General features: G+C 71.9%; 24 protein-coding genes and 2 tRNA genes. 15 read left to right on the plus strand and 11 right to left on the minus strand.

Going from position 1 to position 24,114, the window contains the following annotated elements; translation table 11 throughout:
* Positions 1–27: 27 nt before the first annotated feature.
* From NMQ01_RS10380 to tig, 5 genes are all read right to left on the minus strand, one after another.
* Entirely contained in the window at positions 28–609 is a 582-nt protein-coding gene (locus NMQ01_RS10380; RefSeq protein WP_255186358.1) for an ATP-dependent Clp protease proteolytic subunit, read from the minus strand.
* 184 nt (positions 610–793) lie between these two features.
* Entirely contained in the window at positions 794–3,061 is a 2,268-nt protein-coding gene (gene treS, locus NMQ01_RS10385) for a maltose alpha-D-glucosyltransferase (RefSeq protein WP_255183864.1), read from the minus strand.
* Positions 3,062–3,072: 11 nt separating this feature from the next.
* Positions 3,073–3,810 carry a PaaI family thioesterase gene (locus NMQ01_RS10390; protein WP_255183865.1) on the minus strand — a complete coding sequence of 246 codons (738 nt, stop codon included), beginning with the start codon at positions 3,808–3,810 and terminating at the stop codon, positions 3,073–3,075.
* An 89-nt stretch (positions 3,811–3,899) separates the two neighbouring features.
* Positions 3,900–5,066 carry an MFS transporter gene (locus NMQ01_RS10395; RefSeq protein ID WP_255183866.1) on the minus strand — a complete coding sequence of 389 codons (1,167 nt, stop codon included), beginning with the start codon at positions 5,064–5,066 and terminating at the stop codon, positions 3,900–3,902.
* Positions 5,067–5,146: 80 nt separating this feature from the next.
* Positions 5,147–6,505, minus strand: coding sequence for a trigger factor (tig, locus tag NMQ01_RS10400; RefSeq protein ID WP_255183867.1), 1,359 nt, complete (start codon positions 6,503–6,505; stop codon positions 5,147–5,149).
* A 166-nt stretch (positions 6,506–6,671) separates the two neighbouring features.
* On the opposite strand from tig, the gene NMQ01_RS10405 reads away from it, so the two are divergent.
* Together NMQ01_RS10405 and NMQ01_RS10410 are read left to right on the plus strand one after the other, a co-directional pair.
* Positions 6,672–7,199, plus strand: coding sequence for a hypothetical protein (locus NMQ01_RS10405; RefSeq protein ID WP_255183868.1), 528 nt, complete (start codon positions 6,672–6,674; stop codon positions 7,197–7,199).
* A gap of 43 nt (positions 7,200–7,242) precedes the next feature.
* Entirely contained in the window at positions 7,243–8,061 is an 819-nt protein-coding gene (locus NMQ01_RS10410) for a dienelactone hydrolase family protein (RefSeq protein ID WP_255183869.1), read from the plus strand.
* Between the two features lie 9 nt (positions 8,062–8,070).
* Here the strand turns inward: NMQ01_RS10410 and NMQ01_RS10415 are convergent.
* Positions 8,071–8,147: transfer RNA gene (locus NMQ01_RS10415), tRNA-Pro, on the minus strand.
* Positions 8,148–8,238: 91 nt separating this feature from the next.
* Between NMQ01_RS10415 and NMQ01_RS10420 the strand changes: the two genes are divergently transcribed.
* From NMQ01_RS10420 to NMQ01_RS10440, 5 genes are all read left to right on the plus strand, one after another.
* A tRNA-Gly gene (locus NMQ01_RS10420) sits at positions 8,239–8,312 on the plus strand.
* A 79-nt stretch (positions 8,313–8,391) separates the two neighbouring features.
* Positions 8,392–9,270, plus strand: coding sequence for an iron uptake transporter permease EfeU (gene efeU / locus NMQ01_RS10425; RefSeq protein WP_255183870.1), 879 nt, complete (start codon positions 8,392–8,394; stop codon positions 9,268–9,270).
* Positions 9,267–10,424: an iron uptake system protein EfeO gene (gene efeO / locus NMQ01_RS10430; protein ID WP_255183871.1), complete on the plus strand. Its 1,158-nt coding sequence runs from the start codon at positions 9,267–9,269 to the stop codon at positions 10,422–10,424. Before efeU ends, efeO begins: the two co-directional genes overlap by 4 nt.
* 2 nt (positions 10,425–10,426) lie before the next feature.
* On the plus strand, positions 10,427–11,764 hold the full coding sequence (gene efeB / locus NMQ01_RS10435; protein WP_255183872.1) for an iron uptake transporter deferrochelatase/peroxidase subunit: 1,338 nt from the start codon (positions 10,427–10,429) through the stop codon (positions 11,762–11,764).
* 87 nt (positions 11,765–11,851) lie between these two features.
* A complete protein-coding gene (locus NMQ01_RS10440) occupies positions 11,852–12,424 on the plus strand; it encodes a hypothetical protein (protein WP_255183873.1) in 573 nt (190 codons plus the stop codon).
* A 36-nt stretch (positions 12,425–12,460) separates the two neighbouring features.
* Here the strand turns inward: NMQ01_RS10440 and trmB are convergent, their stop codons facing one another.
* The 4 genes from trmB to NMQ01_RS10460 all read right to left on the minus strand — a co-directional run bounded on the left by trmB (position 12,461) and on the right by NMQ01_RS10460 (position 15,550).
* Positions 12,461–13,177, minus strand: coding sequence for a tRNA (guanosine(46)-N7)-methyltransferase TrmB (trmB, locus tag NMQ01_RS10445; protein WP_255183874.1), 717 nt, complete (start codon positions 13,175–13,177; stop codon positions 12,461–12,463).
* Positions 13,178–13,235: 58 nt separating this feature from the next.
* Positions 13,236–14,258, minus strand: a complete 1,023-nt coding sequence (locus NMQ01_RS10450; protein ID WP_255183875.1) for a PP2C family protein-serine/threonine phosphatase — start codon at positions 14,256–14,258, stop codon at positions 13,236–13,238.
* A 210-nt stretch (positions 14,259–14,468) separates the two neighbouring features.
* Positions 14,469–14,936 (minus strand): ribose-5-phosphate isomerase, encoded by a 468-nt coding sequence (locus NMQ01_RS10455; RefSeq protein ID WP_255183876.1) that lies wholly within the window; start codon positions 14,934–14,936, stop codon positions 14,469–14,471.
* A gap of 11 nt (positions 14,937–14,947) precedes the next feature.
* Positions 14,948–15,550: a DsbA family protein gene (locus NMQ01_RS10460; RefSeq protein WP_255183877.1), complete on the minus strand. Its 603-nt coding sequence runs from the start codon at positions 15,548–15,550 to the stop codon at positions 14,948–14,950.
* A gap of 74 nt (positions 15,551–15,624) precedes the next feature.
* Here NMQ01_RS10460 and pepN point away from each other — a divergent pair, with 74 nt between their 5' ends.
* Genes pepN through NMQ01_RS10500 form a run of 8 tightly spaced genes read left to right on the plus strand, consistent with a single transcriptional unit; the run spans position 15,625 to position 23,296 of the window.
* On the plus strand, positions 15,625–18,183 hold the full coding sequence (gene pepN, locus NMQ01_RS10465; protein ID WP_255183878.1) for an aminopeptidase N: 2,559 nt from the start codon (positions 15,625–15,627) through the stop codon (positions 18,181–18,183).
* Positions 18,180–19,094 carry a mechanosensitive ion channel family protein gene (locus NMQ01_RS10470; protein ID WP_255183879.1) on the plus strand — a complete coding sequence of 305 codons (915 nt, stop codon included), beginning with the start codon at positions 18,180–18,182 and terminating at the stop codon, positions 19,092–19,094. Before pepN ends, NMQ01_RS10470 begins: the two co-directional genes overlap by 4 nt.
* Positions 19,095–19,128: 34 nt before the next feature.
* Positions 19,129–19,407, plus strand: a complete 279-nt coding sequence (locus NMQ01_RS10475) for a hypothetical protein (RefSeq protein ID WP_255183880.1) — start codon at positions 19,129–19,131, stop codon at positions 19,405–19,407.
* Positions 19,408–19,420: 13 nt separating this feature from the next.
* On the plus strand, positions 19,421–19,825 hold the full coding sequence (locus NMQ01_RS10480; protein WP_255183881.1) for a globin: 405 nt from the start codon (positions 19,421–19,423) through the stop codon (positions 19,823–19,825).
* A 35-nt stretch (positions 19,826–19,860) separates the two neighbouring features.
* On the plus strand, positions 19,861–21,525 hold the full coding sequence (locus NMQ01_RS10485) for a glycoside hydrolase family 13 protein (RefSeq protein WP_255186359.1): 1,665 nt from the start codon (positions 19,861–19,863) through the stop codon (positions 21,523–21,525).
* On the plus strand, positions 21,525–22,076 hold the full coding sequence (locus NMQ01_RS10490) for a dienelactone hydrolase family protein (RefSeq protein ID WP_255183882.1): 552 nt from the start codon (positions 21,525–21,527) through the stop codon (positions 22,074–22,076). Before NMQ01_RS10485 ends, NMQ01_RS10490 begins: the two co-directional genes overlap by 1 nt.
* A 55-nt stretch (positions 22,077–22,131) precedes the next feature.
* On the plus strand, positions 22,132–22,476 hold the full coding sequence (locus NMQ01_RS10495; protein ID WP_255183883.1) for a VOC family protein: 345 nt from the start codon (positions 22,132–22,134) through the stop codon (positions 22,474–22,476).
* A 22-nt stretch (positions 22,477–22,498) separates the two neighbouring features.
* The gene (locus NMQ01_RS10500; RefSeq protein ID WP_255183884.1) at positions 22,499–23,296 is read left to right on the plus strand and encodes a glycerophosphodiester phosphodiesterase; all 798 of its coding nucleotides are present in this window, start codon (positions 22,499–22,501) and stop codon (positions 23,294–23,296) included.
* 10 nt (positions 23,297–23,306) lie between these two features.
* On the opposite strand, the gene NMQ01_RS10505 is transcribed toward NMQ01_RS10500, so the two are convergent.
* The gene (locus NMQ01_RS10505; RefSeq protein WP_255183885.1) at positions 23,307–24,101 is read right to left on the minus strand and encodes an inositol monophosphatase; all 795 of its coding nucleotides are present in this window, start codon (positions 24,099–24,101) and stop codon (positions 23,307–23,309) included.
* Positions 24,102–24,114: the final 13 nt, after the last annotated feature.

Raw genomic sequence — 24,114 nt, forward strand, 5'->3', positions numbered from 1 at the left:
GTGTCTCCTGGAAGGCTCGGGGTCGGCTCAGTCGCTGATCGGGTTGTCGGTCGGGCGACCGGCCTGGTCGGAGCGCTCGAAGACGTGGTCGACGAAGCCGTACTCCTTGGCCTCCTGGGCGCCGAACCACCGGTCGCGGTCGGAGTCCTTGTGGATCTGCTCGACGGTCTGGCCGGTGTGCTCGGCGATGAGCTCGGCCATCTGCGTCTTGACGAAGAGCATCTGCTCGGCCTGGATCTTGATGTCCGAGGCGGTACCGCCGATGCCGCCGGAGGGCTGGTGCATCATGACCCTCGCGTGCGGGGTCGCGTAGCGCTTGCCCTTCGTGCCGGCCGACAGCAGGAACTGGCCCATCGAGGCGGCCAGACCCATGGCGACCGTCGCGACGTCGTTGGGGATCCACTTCATCGTGTCGAAGATCGCCATGCCGGCGGAGATCGAGCCACCGGGGCTGTTGATGTACAGCCAGATGTCCTTCTCGGGGTCCTCCGCCGCGAGGAGCAGCATCTGGGCGGCGATGGCGTTGGCGTTGTCGTCACGCACATCGGAGCCGAGGAAGATGATGCGCTCCTTGAGGAGGCGCTGGTAGATGTGGTCGTCGAGACCCATCCCGCCCTGCGGGCCGGCTGCGACGATCTCGCTGCTGTTGCTCACGCTCACTCGCTTCTCCGCCGTGTCGGCGGTTGCTCTCGTGTTCACGACTTTCACTGACCCTAACGCCCGCTCCCCGCGCATGTTTCCCGCCTCCCGGCCGTGTTCGCCGTGAGCGCAACACCATGGCGAAGGGGGGAGCTCACCCCTTCGCCGGCGTCACCAGGAGCGACAGGCCGGCGAAGCCCTCGAGCTCGACGTGGAAGCCGTGGAGCTGGTCGACCTCGCCGAAGGTCGAGCCGTCGCCCATGTCCATCAGGCGCGAGCCGGGCTCGAGGTGCTCGCTGATGACGGTGCCGCTGATCGGTTCCCCGCTGAAGTTGAGCACCGTCACCTGCAGCTGACCGGGGACCTGCTCGTAGTCGTGCACCATGACGAGCATCGACCGGTGCGCCACCTCCGGCACGTCGACCTGCCGGGTCGTCGCGATGGCGAAGTAGCCGCGCAGGTGGAGCAGGTCCTTCAGGCGCCGGACGAAGGAACGCGGGTCCTGCAGCTGCGCGTCGATCGGGCCGTAGAGCGTCCGGGCCCGCGGCATGCCGGAGGCGGACCCGGTCGCCCCCGGAGCGACGTCGAGCAGGTCGTAGGCCGGTCGGTGGACCCAGCGGGTGTCGCCCTCGCGCAGCAGCGGCTCGATCTCGTCGGCGGGGATCGGCAGCGCCCCGACGAGGTCCCACCCCGACAGGGCGAAGACGCCCGGCTGCAATGCGTTGAACATCGCGAGCAGCAGGTGCGCCCGCGTCACCCGCTCGACGTCCTCGTCGGTGAGCGCGTCGAGGTCGCGCAGACCGAGGGCGGCGGTGATGACGGACGCGGTCGTCGAGGCGATGCCGTTGGTCGTGAAGACGAGGTTGTAGGGCGCCGCGTCGCCGGTGAGGGCCTCGGTCAGCTCCTCACGGATCGTCGCGGCGAGCCCCTCCCCCGTCGTCACCTCGCCCCGGAAGTCGAACTCGTCGTCGCGGTGCCGGCTGGCGAAGTGGACGAGCTCGTAGGTCATCTCGTCGTGGTTCTGCAGGGCGTGGACGAGTCCGGCCGCGTCCACCCCGAGCTCGTGCGCCTGCCGCAGCGTCAGCCGGAGGAACTCGGTGTCGCCGGTCGCGAGGGCGTGGTGGTAGGCGGGTCGGTTGACGAAGTCGTAGGACAGGTCGGCACCGCCCGCGGCGGTGTCGCGGATGTCCTCGATCGAGAGATTGAGCTCCTGGAAGGTGAAGCCGCCGACCTTGCGCACCATCGACCCGATGAGCTGGTTGGCCGCCTGCGACAGCGGGTGCCCCTCGGACCACGCCGGGCCCTCGAGGGTGCGCTCGACGCCGAGGAATCCGTTGGCGTCCAGCCGCAGACCGCCGGAGCCGAGGTCACCGAGACTGTGCAGCGCGTCGCCGATGACGAGTCGCATCCCGGCAAAGGTGGGGTCGAGCCAGTTGATCGACGGCTGCCCCTCCTTGAAGTAGTGCAGGTAGACCCAGCGGCGGGTCACCCCGTCGGGTCCGGTCACCGGGGCGGTCACCGACCAGTTGGTGTCCTTGAGGCCCGGCACGTGGAAGATCACCCGCTGCATCTCGCCGACGATGAGCCCGGCGTCGGCCAGCGCCGCCTCGGCGGCCTCGTCGAGGTTGACCGAATCCCGCCCCTCGGGCACGTCGGGCAGCAGGTGCCAGTCCTCCTGCGGGATGGCGACCATGTGGTAGATCCCCGGGTAGTCGCCGACGCCCATCTCGGCGAGCCGGAAGTCGGCCCCCTTGCCCGTGTGACCGGGGACGATGTCGTCGATGACCGTGCCGTCGTGGTCGGCCGCGACCCGGCACATCTCGCGGTAGTCGTCCTCGCTGCCGAAGAGCTCGTCGATGTGCGTGCCCACCCGGTCGAAGTGCCCGTCGACGCTCGGGGTCGGGCTCCAGCCCGACAGCCCACCGGCCCGCTTGACCGGCCCGGTGTGCAGCGCGTGGATGCCGATCTCCTGGAAGGTCTGCCACAGGACCGGGTCGGCGAGCGAGGCGAGGAAGGAGGTGCCCGGGCGGGTGATCATCGAGATCGGGTAGGCGGTGAACCACACCGACGCCGTCTGCACGGCCGCCCGGGGGTCGGGCTGGGCGAAGGGGTTCTGCCACATCGACCCCTGCCCGGTGAACTGCGCCGCGATCTCCTTGGCGTCCTGGAGCATCGACTGCCCCCGCAGCCACTCGACGTAGACGGGGTTGGACCCCAGCGGCTCCCCCGAGCGCACCTGCGCTGCCGAGGGAGCGCCCTGCGGACGCAGCCGGGCACGGGGCCGCAGCGCCCGCGGGCGGGCGGGGAAGAAGACCTGCGCGAAGTTGGGCTCGCCCGGGTCCTCGACCTCGAGGGCCTCGACCTCGACGGTCTCGTGGTCAGCGGGCACCTGGTCGGCGGACACCTGGTCGCGATCGCTCATGTCCGCCAACGCTACGACGTGGCGGTGCCCTCCGCCGCGTCGGTGCTGCCCTCGACCGACGCACCCGCCGGCGGGTCGAAGTCCCCGGCGTCACCGGTCGGCGTGCCCAGGTGCTCACGGGCCCACCGCGGGACGACGAAGAGCGCCTCCGCCTCGGCCGTCACCCGTCCCTGCGGGTCGACGATCTCGCCGCTGGCGAAGACCTTCCACCCCTCGAGCCGGTCGACGCGGGCGCGGCAGACGTGGTCGGTCCCCAGCAGCGTCGGCCGGCGGTAGGTGGTGTTGAGGTAGGCCGTCAGGCCGGGCACCCCGCGCTTGGCCGCGGCCGTGCCGAGGACCTGGTCGAGGACCGAGGCGACGAAGCCGCCGTGCACGCACCCGGGCGGTCCCTCGTAGGCGGCTCCGAGGGAAAAGGTGCACGCCACTCCCCCTTCGTCATCGGTCATGACGAGGGGCGGGGCGATGGGGTTGCGCATGCCGACCATGGGGTTGGCGTGGTCGCGCAGGCGACCGTCGCTGCTTGTCTCGACGCCGAGCGGACCCTCCTGCGACCGCTCGAGCAGCCGGGCCACGAGCACGTCGACCTCGGCGGCAACCTCGTCGAGGACCGGACCCTCGTGACGGGTGCGCACGGTCGCGTCGACGAGCCGACCGACGGCACGGGCGAGGTCGCCCTGCGCCCGCTCGAGCTCGGCCAGGGCCTGCGGGTCCTCGACGGGGAAAGGCGAGGGGAAGGTGCCGTCCGTCATGCGTCCTCCTCGTGGGTGGCGGTTGAACACGCGTTCAATCTCCGCATCACCCTAGGGTAATGCGGGTTCAGGTCGGTGGTCGGGGCAGCTCAGCCGCGCGCCGCGCCGCGCTCGCGGACGGCGGGGACGGCGAGCACCGCCGGCACGGCGAGCAGGCCGACGAGCAGCAGCGAGCGCAGGACGCCGACGTGGTCGCCGAGCACACCGAGCAGGGGCGGTCCGACGATGAAGGCGAGGTAGCCGATCGTCGAGACCACCGACAGCCGGGACGCGGCCCGGCGCGGGTCGTCGGCGGCCGCACTCATGCCGGTGGGGAAGCCCAGGCTCGCGCCGACTCCCCACAGCACGACGCCGACGAAGGCCGTCGCCGTCGTCCCGAGGACGACGAGCAGCGAGCCGACCGCAGCCAGCGCGAAGAGGACCCGCAGCACGACGACCCGGCCATACCGGTCGAGCAGTCGCACCCCGAGGAGCCGACCGGCGGTCATCGCCGCGAGGAACGTCGCGAAGGCGAGCACCCCGATCTCCTCCGGCTGGTCGTGGCCCTCGGTGACCGCCAGGGCGATCCAGTCGTTGGCCGTGCCCTCGGTGAGGGCGGCGACGAGGACGACGAGGCCGATGGCCAGGGTCCGCGGCTCGCGCCAGGCGCTGCCGGGTCGCTCCGCGACGTCGCCCTCCTCCCCCGTCTCGAGCCGGCGGGGCAGGAAGCCGCGCGGGATCCACAGCCCGACGACGAGGACGAGAGCGGCGACGACGGCGAGGTGGGCGAGGACCGGGACACCGGCGCGGACGATGCCCGCCGCGGCGAGCGCACCGACCACGGTGCCGCCGGAGAAGAAGGCGTGGAAGATCGGCATGACGGTGCGGCCGAGCTGCTGCTCGACGGCCGCCCCCTCGTGGTTCATCGACACGTCCCACAGCGAGATGCCGACGGCGATGACGAAGATCGCCGCAGCCGTCGTGGGCGCGCTCGCGAGCACGTCGACGGCCAGTCCCAGCCCGAGGAGGCCGAGCACGACGACGACCACGCCGATCATCACCGCGCGGGCGGCACCCACGGCCGTGATGACCCGCCCGGCGAGGGGCAGGGAGACGACCGAGCCGAGGGCGCCGAAGAGCAGCGTGCGGCCGAGCTCACCGGGCGTGAGGTCGAGCTGGGCGCGGATGGCCGGGATCCGCGCCGCCCACGTCGAGAAGGCCAGCCCGGAGACCGCGAAGGTCGCGAGCACGGCATTGCGTGCGGTGGTGGTCGCCATGGCGGGCTCCCTTCTGGCACGGACGAAGGGGGGTCACCGCACGTGGCGGCGACCCCCCTTCGTCGGGGTGGTGCTGGGGGTCAGGCCTGCTCGTCGGCCGTCTCGGCGGTCTCCTCGGCCGGAGCCTCGGTGGCCTCGTCGTCGAGCTCCTCGACGTCACCGGTGCGCTCGCCCTCGGGGACGATGTCGTCGAGGTCGATGGCATTGCCGTCGGCGTCGACGATCTTGGCCTTGTCGAGAGCCGCGGCCAGCGCCTTGCGGCGGGCGACCTCGGCCACCATCGACTGGACCTGGCCCTGCTGGTCGAGCAGCTGGGCGAACTGGTTGGGGTCCATGCCGTACTGCTGCGACTGCATGATGAGGTACTCGACGAGCTCGGGCTGGCCGACCTCGATCTCCTCGGTCTTGGCGAGGGCGTCGAGCAGGAACTGGGTCTTGAGCGTCGAGCGGGTCGACTCGTCGACCTCGGCGCGGTGCTCGTCGTCCTCGAGACGACCCTCCTGCTCGAGGTGCTGGTTGACCTCGGCCTCGATGATGCCCTCGGGCAGCGGGATCTCGGTGTTGGACAGCAGGTGGTCGAGGACCTTGTCGCGGGCCTGGATGCCCTGCTCGAACTTCTTCGACTGCTCGGCCTGCTTCGCGAGGTCGGCGCGCAGCTCCTCGGCGGTGTCGAACTCGCTCGCCATCTGGGCGAAGTCGTCGTCGACCTCGGGCAGCTCGCGCTCCTTGACCGACTGGACCGTGACGGTGCAGTCGGCGGACTGGCCGGCCTTGTCGCCACCGGCGAGCGGGGCGGAGAAGTCCTTGGTCTCGCCCTTCGACATGCCGACGAGCGCCTCGTCGAGGCCCTCGAGCATGTTGCCGGAGCCGATCTCGTAGGAGACGCCCTCGACGGCGTCGACGTCCTCGCCGTCCATCGTCGCCTTGAGGTCGATGGAGACGAAGTCGCCGGTCTGGGCGGCGCGCTCGACGCCGACCAGGGTGCCGAAGCGCTCGCGCAGCTCGGTGAGCTTGGCCTCGACGTCCTCGTCGGTGACCTCGAGGTTGTCGACCTGGATCTCGATGCCGTCGTAGTCGGGGAGGGTGACCTCGGGGCGCACGTCGACCTCGACGGTGAACTTCAGCTGCTCGCCGTCGGTCATCGGGACCTCGGTGATGTCGACCTCGGGCTGGCCGATCGGCTCGACACCGGTCTCGTCGACGGCCTGGCCGAAGAACTCGGGAAGGGCCTCGTTGACGGCCTCCTGGATGACCGCGCCCTTGCCGACCCGCTGCTCGATGATGCGGGTGGGCACCTTGCCCTGGCGGAAGCCGGGCACGTTGATCTGGGACCCGATGGACTTCAGGGCCGCGTCGACGTGCGGCTGGAGCTCCTCGCTCGGGACCTCGACGGTCAGCTTGACCCGGGTCGGGCTGAGGTTCTCGACGGCACTCTTCACTGCAGGCACTCCACACGATCTGGACGACGAAGGGGGTTGCGGCGCAGGCTGTCGGGTCCGCTGGACGGCCCTCCGGCGCGCACGCACCGTCCCGGGTGTCCGGGACACAAGCAGTCACTCTATCCGCTGCCCGCCCGCAGGCCGAATGCGCCGCTACCTTGGCCCCATGAGCGCCGACCGCGAGTCCTTCGTCCGCACCCGCCTGCAGAGCCTGCGCATCATCGCCGGATCGCTCATCGGGGCCCTGGTGATCTTCGCCGTCGTCGCGGTCGTCGTCCTCGGGCTCGAGGAGTACCCGTCGCCGGTCACGGCCGCGGCGCTCTTCGCGATCAACGTCGCGGCCTTCGTCATCGTCGAGGTCGTCGGCTACCGGACCCCGGCGGTCCCCCGCGACGCCGACGAGGACACCGCCCTGCGGATCGGGCTCGACGCCCTCCAGCAGACGACCATCACCCGCTTCGCCATCATCGAGGCGCCCGCGCTCCTGTCGCTCGCCTGGGCCTTCACGACCGGGTCGGCGTGGGCCTACCTCGTCGGCGGGTTCTGGGCGCTGCTGTCCATGGCCTGGCACGTGTGGCCCACCCGCCGGGTCGCGGCCCGCCTCGAGCGCAGCCTCGACCGCGAAGGGGGCCGCTCTCGCCTCTCCGAGGTCGTGGGCGGCGGCGCCGCCACCCCCGGCGTCCAGCAGTACTGACCGGCCGACCTGCGGCAGCGCGCGAGTCCGAGCGAGGCATGACGTGGCCGACGACCCCCTGATCGACTTCACCCGCGAGGGCTTCGACCACGAGGGCACCGACCACGCGGTGCTGCGCTCGGGCACCGGCCCGGCCGTCGTCGTCATCGCCGAGTTCCCCGGTATCACGCCGCAGGTCGCGGCCTTCGCCCGGAGGGTGCGCGACCTCGGCTGCACCGTCGTCCTGCCCGACCTCTTCGGCGTCGCCGGGCGCGACGCGCTGGCCGGGTCCTCCCTTCGCATCGCGGCCGGTGGTGTCCGCACGGCGGCGCAGGTGTGCGTCAGCCGGGAGTTCTCCCTCCTCGCGCTCGGGCGCACCTCGCCGGTGATCCCGTGGCTGCGGGCCCTCGCTCGCGCCGAGCACGCCCGGTGCGGTGGCCCCGGGGTCGGCGCCGTCGGCATGTGCCTGACCGGCGGCTTCGCCCTGGCCATGGCGACGGACGAGAGCGTCCTCGCCCCGGTGCTCTCCCAGCCCTCGCTCCCCCTGCCCGTCGGCCGCCGACGCAGCGAGACCACGGACATCAGCGAGGAGGACCTCGCGATCGTCGAGCAGCGCTGTGCCGCAGGGCTGCAGGTGCTCGGGGTGCGCTTCGAGGGAGATCGCGTCTCACCGGGGTCGCGCTTCGCGACGCTACGGCGACGGCTGGGCGACGCCTTCGTGGCGGTCGAGCTGCCGGACGACGCGGCCAACCCCGACGGCTTCGGCGCGCCGCACTCGGTCCTGACCACGCACCTCGTCGACCGCGAGGGCGAGCCGACCCGCGCAGCCCTCGACCAGGTCCTCGACCTCTTCCGCGAGCGGCTGCTGGAGCGGTCGTCCTGAGACCTCAGATGGTCGGGGTAGCCGGATTCGAACCGACGGCCTTCCGCTCCCAAAGCGGACGCGCTACCAACCTGCGCCATACCCCGCGCGCCCCGATTGTGACCGGGCCACGAGCGGGCACTAGGCTAACGCCTGCTCTTCCAACGGCTGCGCCCCAGGCGTGCTCGAGGGGAGCGCGCGGGCGTAGCTCAATGGTAGAGCCCCAGTCTTCCAAACTGGCTACGCGGGTTCGATTCCCGTCGCCCGCTCCACACGCCGTGGCGATCATCTCGTGAGACATTCGCCCGGCCTTAGGTGAGGCTCACCTAAGCAGGAGTACATTCCTGCTTCGTGCTCGCCAACTACCTCATCGGACTGCGCGAGGGCCTTGAAGCGGCCCTCGTCGTCAGCATCCTCGTGGCCTACCTCGTCAAGAGCGACCGACGCCACCTCCTCTCCCGCATCTGGCTCGGCGTCGCCGCGGCCGTGCTCGTCAGCCTCGGCTTCGGCGCCCTGCTGACCTTCGGCCCGCGCGGCCTGACCTTCGAGGCCCAGGAGCTCATCGGAGGCGGGCTCTCGATCGTCGCGGTCGGCTTCGTCACCTGGATGGTCTTCTGGATGGCCCGCACCGCCCGGGGGCTCGGCGGCGAGCTGCGCGGCCGGATCGACGCCGCGTCCGAGGGCAGCGCCTGGGGCCTCGTCCTCGTCGCCGTCCTCGCGGTGGGTCGCGAGGGCCTCGAGACCGCGCTCTTCCTGTGGGCGACCTCCCGCGCCACGAGCAGCGACGGCGGCTCGACGTGGACCCCGCTCCTCGGGGCCGTGCTCGGCCTGGCCACGGCCGTCGTCCTCGGCTGGCTGATCTACCGCGGCGCCATCTCGATCAACCTGTCGACCTTCTTCACCTGGACCGGCGCCTTCCTCGTCGTCGTGGCCGCCGGCGTCCTCGCCTACGGCATCCACGACCTGCAGGAGGCGCGCTTCCTGCCCGGGCTGCACGACCTCGCCTTCGACGTCTCGCACATCGTCGACCCCAACACCTGGTACGCCGCCCTGCTCAAGGGGATCTTCAACTTCACCCCGCAGACGACCGTGCTGCAGGCCATCGCCTGGGTCGCCTACGTCGTCCCCGTGCTCACGCTCTTCCTCGTCGGCGCCCGCCGACGCATCCGCCCGGCCGCACCGGCCTCCCCTTCGCTCGCCACCACGACCCCCTCCAAGGACGCCCGATGACCCTCCGCCACCTCACCGCCGTCGCCCTGCTCGTGTCGGCCCTGGCCGCCTGCACCTCCAACTCCCCCTCCGGCGACGCGAAGGGGGACGAGCGCACCATCGCCGTCACGTCCACCGACGACGGCTGCGAGGTCTCGACCGCCGAGGTGCCCGAGGGCGCCCTGACCTTCAAGGTCAAGAACGCCGGGACCAAGGTCACGGAGTTCTACCTGCTCGGCGAGGACGGGCTGCGGATCGTCGGCGAGGTGGAGAACATCGGGCCCGACCTCGCCCGCGACCTCGTCGTCAACGTCCCGGCCGGCAGCTACACGACGGCCTGCAAGCCCGGCATGGTCGGCGAGGGCATCCGCGCCGATTTCACCGTCGCGACGTCGAAGGGCTCCACCGTCGCCGCCGGTGACCAGGCCACCGTCGCCCAGGCGGAGAAGAACTACGCGGCCTACGTCAAGGACCAGTCCGACCAGCTGCTCACCAAGACGACGACGTTCGTCGACCTCTACGAGGCCGGCAAGGACGACGAGGCGCGCGAGCTCTACGCGCAGGCCCGGGTCCACTGGGAGCGCATCGAGACCGTCGCCGAGTCCTTCGGCGACCTCGACCCCAAGATGGACGCCCGCGAGGCCGACCTCGAGCCCGGCCAGAAGTGGACCGGCTGGCACCGGATCGAGAAGGACCTGTGGCCGCAGGAGGCCAAGGACTACACGCCGCTCACCGACGCCGAGCGCACGACCTTCGGCGACGACCTGCTGAAGAACACGAAGACCCTCGACAGCCGCATCCAGAAGATGAGCTTCACCGTCGACCAGATCGCCAACGGCTCCCGAGGCCTGCTCGAGGAGGTCGCGACCGGCAAGGTCACCGGCGAGGAGGAGGCCTGGTCGCACACCGACCTGTGGGACTTCCAGGCCAATGTCGACGGCGCCAAGGTCGGCTACGACGGCGTCCGGCCGATCCTCATGGACAACGGCAACTCCGCCCTGGCCAGGCAGCTCGACTCCCGCTTCGCGGAGCTGCAGGACCTGCTCGACGAGCACAAGAAGGGCGACGGCTTCGTCTCCTACACCGACCTGAGCAAGGACGAGGTCAAGGAGCTGTCCGACGCGGTCAACGCGCTGTCCGAGCCGCTGTCCAAGCTCACCGCGGCGGTCGTCTGACGATGAGCGAGGAGCCGCGCGAGCAGCCGCACGAGGACCCGCCGCAGGAGTCGCCCGAGGAGCCGCAGGAGCGTGCGGGGCACACCCCCTCGCGTCGGGCGATGCTCGGCACGGGCGCGGTCGCGGCCGCCGTGGGCGTCGCCGGCGGCTTCGGCGCGGGCCGGGCCACCGCGGCCGAGTCGACGAAGGGGGCGACCTCCTCCCCCTTCGCCCTGCGGGGTGCCCACCAGCCGGGGATCACGACCCCGGTCCAGGACCGGCTGCACTTCGCGGCCTTCGACGTCACGACGACGTCGCGGGCGCGGCTGATCTCGCTGCTCAAGGAGTGGACCGAGGCCGCCGAGCGGATGATGGCGGGCGGCTCCGCGGGGCCGATCGGTCCCGTGGAGGGCGACTACCGCCTGCCCCCTGACGACACCGGTGAGGCGATCGGGCTGCCGCCCTCGCGCCTGACGATCACCTTCGGCTTCGGCCCGGGGCTCTTCGCCGACGCGGACGGCAAGGACCGCTTCGGCCTGGCAGACCGGAGGCCGGCGGCGCTCGAGCCGCTCCCCCACTTCCCCGGCGACCTCCTCGACCCCGCGCGCAGCGGCGGCGACCTGTGCGTCCAGGCCTGCGCCGACGACCCGCAGGTGGCTGTCCACGCGATCCGCAACCTGGCCCGAGTCGGCATGGGCACCGTCGCCGTGCGCTGGTCGCAGCTCGGCTTCGGCCGCACCTCGAGCACGACAAGCGGGCAGGCGACTCCCCGCAACCTCTTCGGCTTCAAGGACGGGACGAAGAACATCCTTGCCGAGGAGACCGACGCGCTCGACGAGCACGTGTGGGTCCAGCCCGAGGACGACGGCGCGCGGTGGCTCGCCGGCGGGTCCTACCTCGCCGTCCGACGGATCAACATGGTCATCGAGACCTGGGACCGGCAGGGCCTGGCCGACCAGGAGGCGGTCATCGGCCGCACCAAGTCCTCGGGGGCCCCGCTGTCCGGCGGCGAGGAGCACGCCGACCCCGACTTCACGATGCCCGGTCGCGGCGGCCCGATCGTGCCCACGGACTCGCACGTCGCCGTCGTGCACCCCGACCACAACGACGGCGTGCGCATCCTGCGCCGGGGGTACAACTTCGTCGACGGGTCGACCGACCTCGGAACGCTCGACGCCGGCCTGTTCTTCCTCGCCTACGTGCGCGACCCCTCGACCCGCTTCATCCCGATGCAGACGGCGATGGCCAAGAACGACGCGATGATGGAGTACCTGAAGTTCACCGGCTCCGCGCTCTTCGCCGTGCCCCCGGGCGCTGGTGAGGGCGAGTACATCGGGCAGGCGCTCTTCGCGACGTCGTGACCCGGCCCGGGGCAACCCTCGAGCCGGCTCGTGCGTCTTGATCCATGACGCGGGCAACGCGGCCCCGTCGGACGAAGGGGGACTCTGATGACCACTCGCACGCACACCCGGATCCGTCTCGGGGTGAGCGCAGCGGCCGCGGCCCTGCTGCTCACCGCGCCCGCGGCCGCACCAGCGACCTCGGCCACCACCGCCTGCAGCACCACGTGGGGCTCGCTCGCCAAGGCCCGGGGCACGCACTACAGCCTCGGCACGCTCTCGGACGTCCGCTCCGGGCGGCACACGTGCTTCGACCGGCTCGTCGTCGACGTCGACCGGCCGCGCCGCTCGCTGTCCTACGACGTCCGCTACGTCCCGACCTTCTCCGAGGACGGCAGCGGCAAGGTCATCCCCCTTCGCGGTGGGGCCAAGCTGCAGGTCGTCGTGCGCACGCCGGCCTACGACGAGGACTTCGACCCGACCTACTCGCCGGCCGACCGCACGGAGCTCGTCGACACCTCGGGCTACCGCACCTTCCGCCAGGTGGCCTGGGGCGGGAGCTGGGAGGGCCAGTCCACGCTGGGCATCGGCACGCGGGCCCGCCTGCCCTTCAAGGTCACCGAGCTCGCCGGCCCCGGCGACCGCTCGCGTCTCGTCATCGACGTCGCGCACACCTGGTGACGCCTCCGGCCGGCCGCCGGACCGCCACGGGCCCGGTCACCCTCGCTCGGTGACCCGGAACTCGTGGATCTCGCGGCCGGCCGCACGGCCCTTGTCCTCGAAGCCCGCCGACGGGCGCCACGCGGGACGCTCACCCTCGACGACGGCCACCCGCGGGTGCTGCGCGAGCTGCTCGCGCACGTGCTCGGCATACCGCGCGTGGTCGGTGGCGACGAGCAGGTGGCCACCGGGCCGCAGTCGCTCGAGCACGAGGTCGAGGGTGTCCTGCTGGACGAAGCGCCGCTTGGCGTGGCGCGCCTTGGGCCACGGGTCGGGGAAGAAGAGGTGCACGGCCTCGAGCTGATCGCGGCCGACGCACTCGATGAGGTACTCCAGGGCATCGCCGCGGAAGGTCCGCACGTTGTCCAGCCCCTCGCGCTCGGCCTTCTCCATCAGCGTGGCCACGCCCGGCACGTGCACCTCGGCCGCGATGATCCCGTGCTCGGGGTGCTCGCGGGCGTAGGCCACCGCGGCCTCGCCGTAGCCGGACCCGATCTCGAGGACGACGGGCAGGTCTCGGCCGAAGATCTGGATCGGGTCCAGGGGCGTCGTCGGGACGGCGTAGCGCGGCAGGAGCCGCTCCATGAGCTCCTCGACCCGCGGCGACATCCGCCAGCGCGGGGTGAAGGTGCGCACGGTCGCCCGGTACCGGCCGTCCGCGGTGCGCGGGGTGTCGGTCAGGGGCAGCTTGTGCGGGTCGGGCTCGGAGGTCACGGCCGCAAGGATACGGCGCGGCGGCACCGTCAGATCGCCGACGCGGGACGAAGGGGGGTCAGTCGCGCCACACGAGGACGGCGGCGCGATCGTCCTCGACCCCGGCGCGGCCGCCGGCGACGAGCCGCTTGGCCAGACCCGAGAAGCCTTGCGCGACACGGGCCTCCGCCTGCCCGAGCATCCAGTCGATGCCGTCGTCGAGGTCGCGCTGGCGCGACTCGATGATGCCGTCGGTGTAGACGAGCAGCGCGTCGCCGCGCTGCAGGACTGTGTGGGCGGGGGTGTAGTGCGTGCCGGGCAGCAGGCCCAGGGCCGGGCCTCGCTGGTCGTCGAGCGCCGACCACCGGCCGCAGCCCGCGTCGTAGTGCATCGCCGGCGGGTGGCCGGCCGTGAAGACGAGGGTCTCGCCGGTCACGAGGTCCATGTGCACGTGCACGGCGGTGGCAAATCCCTCGTCCCAGCCGTCACGCTCGAGGAACTCGTTGGCCATCGGCAGGACCTCCTGCGGGGCGCTGCCGCCGATGACTCCCCCGATGGCGCCGGCGAGGACGAGCGCGCGGGTGCCGGCCTCCTGCCCCTTGCCGCTGACGTCGGCGAGGACCATCTCGAGGGTGTTGCCGCAGCGGCTCGTCGTCGCGACGTTGAAGTCGCCGGCGAAGGCGCTGCCGTGGGCGGTGGCGAAGGAGCGCTCGGCGTGCCAACCACGCGGCAGGGTCGGGATCGCGCCCATGCCGTGCAGTCGCGAGCGCAGGTCGCCGAGCATGCGGTCACCGGCGAAGGCGGCGACGCCGTGGCTGGAGCGCGAGGCGGCGATGGCGTACATCAGGCCGAGCGAGAGCAGCAGGGGAAGGTGCCGGGCCACCCCTTCGCCCGAGGCGACCGTCGACCACAGGAGGTAGGCGAGGACGAGCGCGAAGACGACGCGGACCTGGCCGATCGGGCAGAGGGTGGCCGCGAGCAGGCACGGCGGCACGAGCGCGACGAGCGGGACCGCCTCCGGCCAGACGACGTGGGCGGCCGCGACGATCACGACGGCGGCGACGACACCGACAACGAGAGGGGTGCTGCTGGTCGATGACATCGCCCACGACGGCTGGCGTCGCTCGGACCACAGGGTCCGGCTGGGCAGGATGGCGGACAAACGTCTTCTCCCCGGTCGTTCGTCACGGCCCCGTCCGGGACCGTTGACCGCACCCTAGGCGCCGATTCGCCTGTCTGTGAAGGGTTGTGACCAATCAGAGACCCGCCGCACACACCGTGCGACGGGTCTCTGGTGCTATGGGATCCGCGGTCAGGGCAGGGGCGGGACCGTGCCGTCGGCCTCGAAGGCGCTCACCATGTCGATGCGGCGCTGGTGGCGCTCCTCGCCGGTGAAGTCGGTGGCGAGGAAGACGCGGACCATCTCCTTGGCCTCCTCGACCGACTGCATGCGGCCACCCATCGACAGCACCTGGGCGTCGTTGTGCTCGCGGGCCAGGCGGGCCAGCTCGGCGTTGTAGCACAGGGCCGCTCGGATGCCGGCGACCTTGTTGGCCGCCATCTGCTCGCCGTTGCCGGAACCACCGAGGACGATGCCGCGGCTGCCCGGGTCGGCCGCGACGGCCTGGGCTGCACGGATGACGAAGACCGGGTAGTCGTCGAGGGCGTCGTAGGCGAAGGGCCCGTGGTCGGTGACCTCGTGGCCCTCGTCGGCGAGGAAGGTGAGCAGCTCCTGGTGGAGCTCGAAGGCGGCGTGGTCGCCGCCGATGTGGACGCGCAAGGAAGTGCCTCTCAGTCGAAGATCGGGTCGCGGGTGCGGGAGCGCTTGAGCTCGAAGAAGCCGTCGGTGCCGGCGACGAGGACGCAGCCGTCCCACAGTCGGCCGGCGGCCTCGCCCTTGGGCGCCGGCGAGACGACCGGGCCGAAGAAGGCGGTGTCCGCCACGGAGATCACGGGCGTGCCCACGTCGTCGCCGACGAGGGCGATGGCGCGGTCGTGGCTCTCGCGCAGGAAGGCGTCGTGCTCGTCGGTGTCGGCGGCCTCGATGAGCTCGGCCGGCAGGCCGACCTCGGCGAGCGCGGCGGCCGTGGCGGCGACGAGGTCGCGCTCGCCACCGAGGTGCAGGCGGGTCCCGATGGCGTCGTAGAGCGGCTTGGTCACCTCGTCGCCGTGCGCCTTGCGCGCGGCGGCGATGACCCGGACCGGGGCCCAGCCACGGTCCATCATCTCGCGGTACTCGTCGGGGAGGTCACGCCCTTCGTTGAGGACCGACAGGCTCATCTGCGACCAGGTGACCTCCAGGTCACGCACTTGCTCGACCTCCATGAGCCACCGGCTCGTCATCCAGGCCCAAGGGCACAGCGGGTCGAACCACATCTCCACGGTCTGCGTCATGGCGCCATCGTCTCAGACCTGTCGTCGTGCTGTGACAGCATGGCGCCAAAACGTCCCACGCGAAGGAGCAGCACGTGCCCGGGAAGAACCTCACCCGTGAGGAGGCCGCGGAGCGCGCGGCCCTCGTCACGGTCGACAGCCACGAGATCACGCTCGACCTGACGACCTCGGAGACGACCTTCGCGACGACGAGCACCATCCGCTTCAGCGCGAAGGGGGGCGCCTCCACCTTCGTCGACTTCATCGGCGAGTCCGTGGAGGGCGTCGAGCTCAACGGCACCCAGCTTGACGCCGCGGCGATCTTCGCCGACCACCGGATCCGCCTCGACGACCTCGCCGAGGACAACGTCGTGACGATCGCGGCGACCGGTCGCTACATGAACACCGGCGAGGGCCTGCACCGCTTCGTCGACCCGGTCGACGGCGAGGTCTACCTCTACACGCAGTTCGAGGTGCCCGACAGCCGCCGCATGTACCCCGTCTTCGAGCAGCCGGACCTCAAGGCGAGCTTCACGCTGACCGTCACCGCGCCGGCCCACTGGCAGGTCATCGGCAACTCCCCCACCCCCGAGCCGACCCCCGTCGAGGGTCAGGAGGGCGTGGCGACCTGGGCCTTCGCCCCGACCGAGCGGATGAGCAGCTACATCACCGCGCTCGTCGCCGGCCCCTACGACGTCGTGCGCGACTCGCTCACCTCGCGGGACAAGGAGGTGCCCCTGGGCATCTTCTGCCGCAAGTCGCTCACGCAGTACCTCGACGCCGACAACCTCTTCGCCCTGACCAAGGCGGGCTTCGCCTTCTTCGAGGAGGAGTTCGACCACGCCTACCCCTTCACGAAGTACGACCAGGTCTTCACGCCGGAGTACAACATGGGCGCGATGGAGAACGCCGGGTGCGTGACCTTCCACGAGATGTACGTCTTCCGCTCGAAGGTGCCCGACGCCCTCGTCGAGCGCCGCGCCCTCACCGTGCTGCACGAGCTGGCCCACATGTGGTTCGGCAACCTCGTGACGATGAAGTGGTGGAACGACCTGTGGCTCAACGAGTCCTTCGCCGAGTGGGCCTCGACGACCTGCCAGGCCGAGGCGACCGAGTGGGCCGACGCGTGGACGACCTTCTGCACCCACGAGAAGGCCTGGGCCTACCGCCAGGACCAGCTGAGCTCGACCCACCCGATCGTCGCCCCGATCCGCGACCTCGCCGACGTCGAGGTCAACTTCGACGGCATCACCTATGCCAAGGGCGCGTCGGTGCTCAAGCAGCTCGTCGCCTATGTCGGGCGTGAGCCCTTCCGCGACGGCCTGCGCGCCTACTTCGCCAAGCACGCGTGGGGCAACACCACGCTCGATGACCTGCTCGACGAGCTCGAGGCCACCTCGGGTCGCGATCTGCGCTCTTGGTCGAAGCTGTGGCTCGAGACGGCGGGCGTCAACACCCTTCGCCCGCAGGTCGAGGTCGACGACCGCGGCCACTACGTCGACGCGGTCATCGAGCAGAGCTTCGCCGAGGGCTTCGAGACGATCCGCCCGCACCGCCTCGCCGTGGGTCTCTACGACCTCGTCGACGGCACGCTGCAGCGCCGCGAGCGCATCGAGGTCGACGTCGACAGCGAGCGCACCCCGCTCCCCCAGCTCGTCGGTCAGCGCCAGCCCGACCTGCTGCTGCTCAACGACGACGACCTGACCTACGCCAAGCTGCGCCTCGACGAGCGTTCCCTCGCAACGCTGCTCGCCCACCCGACGGCCTTCGAGGACTCGCTGCCGGCGTCGCTGGCGCTGGCCTCGGCCTGGGACATGACGCGTGACGCCGAGATGCCGGCGAGCGACTACGTCGAGCTCGTCCTGCCCGTGCTCGACGGGCTGTCCGACTCGACCCTGCTGCGCACGCTCGTCGCCCAGGTCAGCACCGCCGTGCTCACCTACTCCGCGCCCGAGCACCGCGAGCAGCTGCGCCAGCAGGTCGTCACGCACCTGGCCGCCCTGGCGCAGCGCGCCGCTCCGGGCAGCGACGCCCAGCTCCAGCTCGTCACCGGCCACGCCAACCTCCTGGCCCCCGGCGACGACACGACGTGGGTCGCCGGCCTGCTCGACGGCAGCACGACGCTCGAGGGCCTGGCGGTCGACACCGACATGCGGTGGACCCTGCTCACCGGCCTGGCCGCGGCCGGGGTCGCCGACGCCGATGCCGTGGCCACGGAGGCCCAAGGGGACAACACCGCCACCGGTCGCGAGCGCGCGGCCCGGGCCGCGGCGAGCATCCCCACGGCCGAGGCCAAGGAGGCCGCGTGGCAGGCCGGCGTCGTCGCCACCGACACGCCCAACTCCGTCGTCGACGCCCACGCGCTCGGCTTCGGCCGCACCGGCGACACGGCGCTGCTCACCCCCTTCGTCCAGCGCTACCACGAGGCGCTGGAGCAGGTCTGGTCCGAGCGGACCCACGCCATCGCCGAGGGCATCGTCATCGGCTTCTACCCGATGGCGCTGGCGGGGCCCGAGCTGCTCACCGCGACCCAGACGTGGCTCGACGAGCATGCCTCCGCCCCGGCCGGCCTGCGGCGCACCGTCGCCGAGAGCCGCGACACGGTGGCGCGTGCAGTTGCTGCTCAGGAGCGTGACGCAGACTCCGTCGGATGATCGACGTGCCCCACCCGCTTGCCATCGACCTCACCTGGGAGTCCGCCCTCGACTGGGTCCTCGGTGCGCCCCTGCAGATTCTCGTCACGGTCGTCGTCGCCTTCCTCGGCCGGTGGCTCGCCCACCGGGCGATCACCAAAGCGGTCGACGCGTCGATCGCCCGCAGCGAGGCCAGCCGCGCCAAGCGTGAGCGCAGCAGCGGGATCCCCGCGTCCGCCGCCAAGGAGCGTTATCGCCAGCGAACGCTGACGATGGGCTCGCTGCTGCGCAGCATCGCGACCTTCGCCATCGCCGTCATCACCGTGCTCACCGTGATGTCGCTCCTCGGGATCCCGCTCGCGCCGCTGCTGGCCTCCGCCGGAGTCGGTGGTGTCGCGCTCGGCTTCGGCGCGCAGGCCCTGGTCAAGGACTTCCTCTCCGGGATCTTCATGATCCTCGAGGACCAGTACGGCGTGGGCGACCTCATCGACACCGGCGAGGCCGTCGGCACCGTCGAGGAAGTGACGCTGCGCGTCACCCGGCTGCGCGACCCCGATGGCGTCGTGTGGTACGTCCGCAACGGCGAGATCATCCGGATCGGCAACCGCAGCCAGGGCTGGTCGACGGTCCTCGTCGACATCCCCTTCAGCTACCGCGAGGACATCGAGCGAGTCCTGGGGATCATCCGCGACACCGTCGGGCAGATCGACGACGACCCGCACTGGCACGAGGTGCTGCGCGAGGACCTCCAGGTCCTCGGCGTCGAGTCGATCACCGGCGGCACGGTCACCGTGCGCGTCCTCGCCCGCTGCGCCCCCGACGAGAACTGGGGCATCCAGCGCGAGATCCGACGGCGGGTCAAGGAGACCTTCGACCGCGAGGGCATCGCGGGTCCCCCGATCCCGATGTCCGGTGGTGGGCACCAGATCTGAGTAGGGTCGACACCACCGACGAAGGGGGAGGCTCATGACCGCGTGCTACTCGTGCGGACGCAGGATCCAGGGCAAGGTCTACAGGTCGACGATCGGCAAGCCGGCCTGCCGGGGTTGCAGCAACCTGCAGGTCGGTGCGGTCATCGGGACCGCGTCCGGCGCATCGACGGGCGAGACCCTCGGGCTGATCCACATCCTCAACTCGTGGCGTACGGGCACGAAGAAGAGCAAGGCCCGCGACGAGGCCGACACCCGGCCGCTCGTCGAGATGCCGTGGAAGCGTCCCCGCCGCAAGGACGAGGGCGACGCCTGACACACTGACGGGCATGTTCGCCCAGCCCGGAGACAGCTTCTACGAGCAGGTCGGAGGTCACGAGACCTTCGTGCGCCTGGTGCGCGCCTTCTACGAGGGTGTGGCCCAGGACGAGCCGCTGCGCGCGCTCTACCCGGAGGAGGACCTCGGCCCCGCCGAGGTGCGCCTGCGGATGTTCCTCGAGCAGTACTTCGGCGGCCCCGGCACCTACAGCCAGGAGCGTGGTCACCCGCGCCTGCGGATGCGGCACGTGCCCTATGCCGTGACCCCCGACATGCGCGACCGGTGGATGCAGCACATGCTCGCCGCGATGGACACGCTCGACCTGCCCGAGTCGCACGACTCGGCCATGCGTGACTACTTCCGGCGGGCGGCGGACATGCTCGTCAACTCCGACGAGGACGGGCAGCGACTGTGACGACCGGACCGACCCCCTTCGACCGCACCGTCGGGCTGCACACCCCCGACCCGGCGGACGCCCCGTGGTGGCGCGATGCCGTCATCTACCAGGTGTACCCGCGCTCGTGGGCCGACGCCTCGGGCGACGGTGTCGGTGACCTGCCGGGCATCACCTCGCGGCTGGAGCACCTGCGTGACCTCGGCGTCGACGCGGTGTGGCTCTCCCCCTTCTACCGCTCGCCGCAGCGCGACGCCGGTTACGACGTCGCCGACCACCGTGACGTCGACCCGCTCTTCGGGACCCTCGACGACGCCGACGCCATGATCGCCCGGGCCCACGAGCTCGGCCTGCGCGTCGTCGTCGACCTCGTGCCCAACCACACCTCCTCCGACCACCCGTGGTTCCAGGCGGCACTGGGCTCCGGGCCGGGCAGCCCCGAGCGCGAGCGCTACGTCTTCCGTGACGGCCTCGGCGATGACGGGTCGCAGCCGCCGACCGACTGGCTGGCCAACTTCGGGGGCGGCGCCTGGACGCGTGTCACCGAGCCCGACGGCACGCCCGGACAGTGGTACCTCCACCTCTTCGACCCGAGCCAGCCGGACCTCGACTGGACCAACCCGCAGGTGCGCGAGGACTTCGAGACGACGCTGCGCTTCTGGCTCGACCGGGGGGTCGACGGATTCCGCGTCGACGTCGCCCACGGGCTGGTCAAGGACCCGACCTTCCCGCCCTTCGGCAAGCACCCCGGCGGGCTCATGGAGGTCACCCACGAGGCGCCCTACTGGGACCAGGACGGCGTCCACGAGATCTACCGCGCCTGGCGCGAGCTGCTCGACTCCTACGGCGAGCCCGCCCGCATCATGTGCGCCGAGGCGTGGGTCGCGCCGGCGGACCGCGCCGCCCGCTACGTGCGTCCCGACGAGTTCCACCAGGCCTTCAACTTCGACTTCCTCGAGACGACCTGGCGGGCGGCCGACCTGCGCACGGTCGTGCGTCGCTCGCTCGAGGCCAACGACTCGGTCGGCGCGCCGTCGACGTGGGTGCTCAGCAACCACGACGTGCTGCGCCACGCCAGCCGCTTCGGCCTGCCCGTCGGCCAGCCGCGTCCCAACGGCATCGGCGCCGACGACCCCCAGCCGGACGCCGAGGTGGGGCTGCGCCGGGCGCGGGCGGCCACGACGCTCATGCTCGCGCTGCCCGGCGGCGCCTACGTCTACCAGGGCGAGGAGCTCGGGCTCCCGGAGCACACCAGCCTCCCCGACGCAGTCCGCCAGGACCCGACCTTCGCCCGCACCGGAGGGCTCGAGCTCGGTCGTGACGGCTGCCGCGTGCCGATGGCGTGGGAGCAAGGGGCGCCGGCACTGGGCTTCTCCCCCACCGGCGCCGCGTGGCTGCCGCAGCCGCCCGCCTACTCCGACCTCGCCGTCGACGCGCAGACCGGCGTCGCGGGCTCGACCCTCGAGCTCTACCGCTCGCTGCTCGCGCTGCGGCGCGAGCGCCGGCTCGGCCTCGCCGGGCTCGAGGAGGTCGAGGGCCTGGGCGAGGACGTCGTCGGCTACGTCGCGACCTCACCCGACAGCACGCGCACCCTCGTCGTGGCCAACCTCGGCACCGAGCCGGTGGCGCTGCCCGAGGGCGCCCGGCTGCTCGTCGCATCCGGCGACCTCGACGACGGCCGGGTGCCGACGGACACCGCGGTGTGGGCGGACCTGGCCTGATGGCCGACATCCTGCTGCTCCACTCCGCGCTCGGGCTGCGGCCGGGGGTGCACGCCTTCGCCGACCGCCTGCGCGCGCTCGGCCACGAGGTCGTCGTGCCCGACTACTACGAGGGGCACGTCTTCGAGCAGGAGGCCCCCGGCATCGCGCACCGCGACGCCCACCCCGAGTACTTCGAGGCGGTCCGCGAGCTCGCGGCGCAGCTGCCGCCGGAGACGGCCCTGATCGGCATGTCGCTCGGGTCCTTCTTCGCCCAGCGGCTGGCCGCGCGCAGGCCCCGCGCCCGGGCGGCGATCCTCATGCACTCGGTCGCCGCGCCCCGACACGACTGGTCGGGCGTGCCCGTCCAGGTCCACCGGCGCGAGGACGACCCGTGGATCGCCCCGGGTGACGTCGTCGTGCTCGGCGCCGCGGTCGAGGCGAGCGGGGCCCCCTTCGAGGACCACGTGACGCCCGGTCGCGGGCACCTCTTCGCCGACCCCGACCTGCCCGGCTACGACGTGGCGGCGACCGGCGCGACGGTCGAGCGGATCGACGCCTTCCTCCGCTGAGGACGGTCAGCTCGGGGGTGGTGCGCTGTCGGCGGACCGCACTAGCGTCGCCACCATGGCTCTGACCCTCGGCATGATCACGACCGACACGACCGATGCCGCCGCCCTGGCCACCTGGTGGGCCGAGCAGACCGGCGGCGAGGTCGTCGAGACCAACGACGGCTGGTTCGTCACCGTGCAGCTGCCCGGCGGGCCGCTGCTCGCCTTCCAGCGGGTCGACGACCCGACACCCGGCAAGAACCGGCTGCACCTCGACCTCGGTGCGCCCGACCTCGATGCCGAGGTCGAGCGGCTCACCGGCGTGGGCGCAACGGTCGTCGCGCAGCGGCAGATGGGCGACTTCCGCTGGGTGACGATGGCCGACCCGGACGGCAACGAGTTCTGCGTCGCCAACCACTGACGGGCGCGCGTACGGTGAGCGGGTGAGGCCCGCGCGCGACTACGCATACTTCAGCGACGAGACCCCCATCGCCCTCGCCCACCGGGGCGGGTCGACCTTCGAGCCCAACCTCGGTCGTGAGAACACCGTCCACGCCTTCCACCAGGCGGTCGACATGGGCTACCGCTACCTCGAGACCGACGTGCACGCGACGGCCGACGGTCGGCTCGTCGCCTTCCACGACGAGGTCCTCGACCGGGTGACGGACGCGCAGGGAGCCATCGCCGGGCTGCCGTGGGCGCAGGTGTCGCAGGCGCGGATCCACGGGATCGACGCCGTGCCCCTGATGGACGAGCTCTTCGAGACCTTCCCCGAGGCGCGCTTCAACATCGACGTCAAGGCCGACGGCGCGGTCGTCCCGCTCGTCGAGGCGATCCGACGACACGACGCCGTCGAGCGGGTGTGCATCGGGTCCTTCAGCGACGCGCGGCTGCGTCGGGTGCGCCGCGCGCTCGGCCCCGACCTCGCGACGTCTGCCGGCCCGGTCGGCGTCGCCTCGCTCCGGCTGCTCCCGGGGGTGCTCTCCCGGCTCGTCCACTCCCCCGCCCAGGCGCTGCAGATCCCTGTCACCCACGCCGTCGGGCCGAGGTCGGTGACGGTCGTCGTGCCCCGGCTGGTCGAGGTGGCGCACCGGCTGGGCAAGCAGGTGCACGTGTGGACGATCGACGACGCCGACGAGATGCATCGCCTGCTCGACCTCGGCGTCGACGGCATCGTCACCGACCGGATCGACACCCTGCGGGACGTGCTCGCGGAGCGGGGTCACCCCCTTCGCCGGTAGTCGCGGCAGGTCAGGACTGCAGCGCGGCGAGGACCTGCTCGACGGCGGTGGGACGCCCGGCGACGCTCCACACGTGCCCACGGACCTGGACCTGCTCGGCCCGGCCGCCGACGGCCGTGACGAGCGCGGCGCCGGGCAGCCAGTCCCACTCGGGCACCGCCTGCTGGGCCCAGACGCCGATGCGGCCGGCGGCGACCGCGGCGAGGTCGCACGAGCCGGAGCCGAACATGCGGACCGTCGCCGCGCCCTCGATCGCGGCCAGCCAGGGCTCGCGCAGCGTGGCGTCGGGCAGGCGCGCGGGGTGGAGATAGGTCGCCATGGCGACCTCGGCCAGGGGCAGGTCGGCGAGTTCGCCGACGGGTGAGCCGTTGAGCGCCGTCGGCAGGTCGCGACCACCGAGCCACGCCTCGTCGACGGCAGGTTGGTGCACGGCCCCGAGAGCCAGCCCGGCGTGGTCGCGCAGCGCGAGCGCGCTGCACCAGGTGCCCAGGCCGGAGAGGAAGTTGTAGGTCCCGTCGACGGGGTCGATGACCCACGTGCGACCGGAGCGGCTCTCGGCCTCGGCCCCCTCCTCGCCGACGATCCCGTCGTCGGGACGCAGCCGGGCCAGCGTGCCGGCGACGAGCTCCTCGGCGGCGTGGTCGGCCGCCGTGACGACATCGGAGATCGACGTCTTGTGCTGTGCCTGCAGCCCCTCGGTGCGCATGCGCGCGGCGAGCCGCGCCGCGTCACGGGCCAGCGCTGCGGCCAGCGCGGCGTCGTCGAGGTCGGTGAGGTGGTCGAGGTCAGTGAGATGGTCGTCCACGCGCCCCACACTA

The sequence above is a fragment of the Janibacter sp. CX7 genome, from assembly GCF_024362365.1.
Classification (GTDB): Bacteria; Actinomycetota; Actinomycetes; order Actinomycetales; family Dermatophilaceae; genus Janibacter.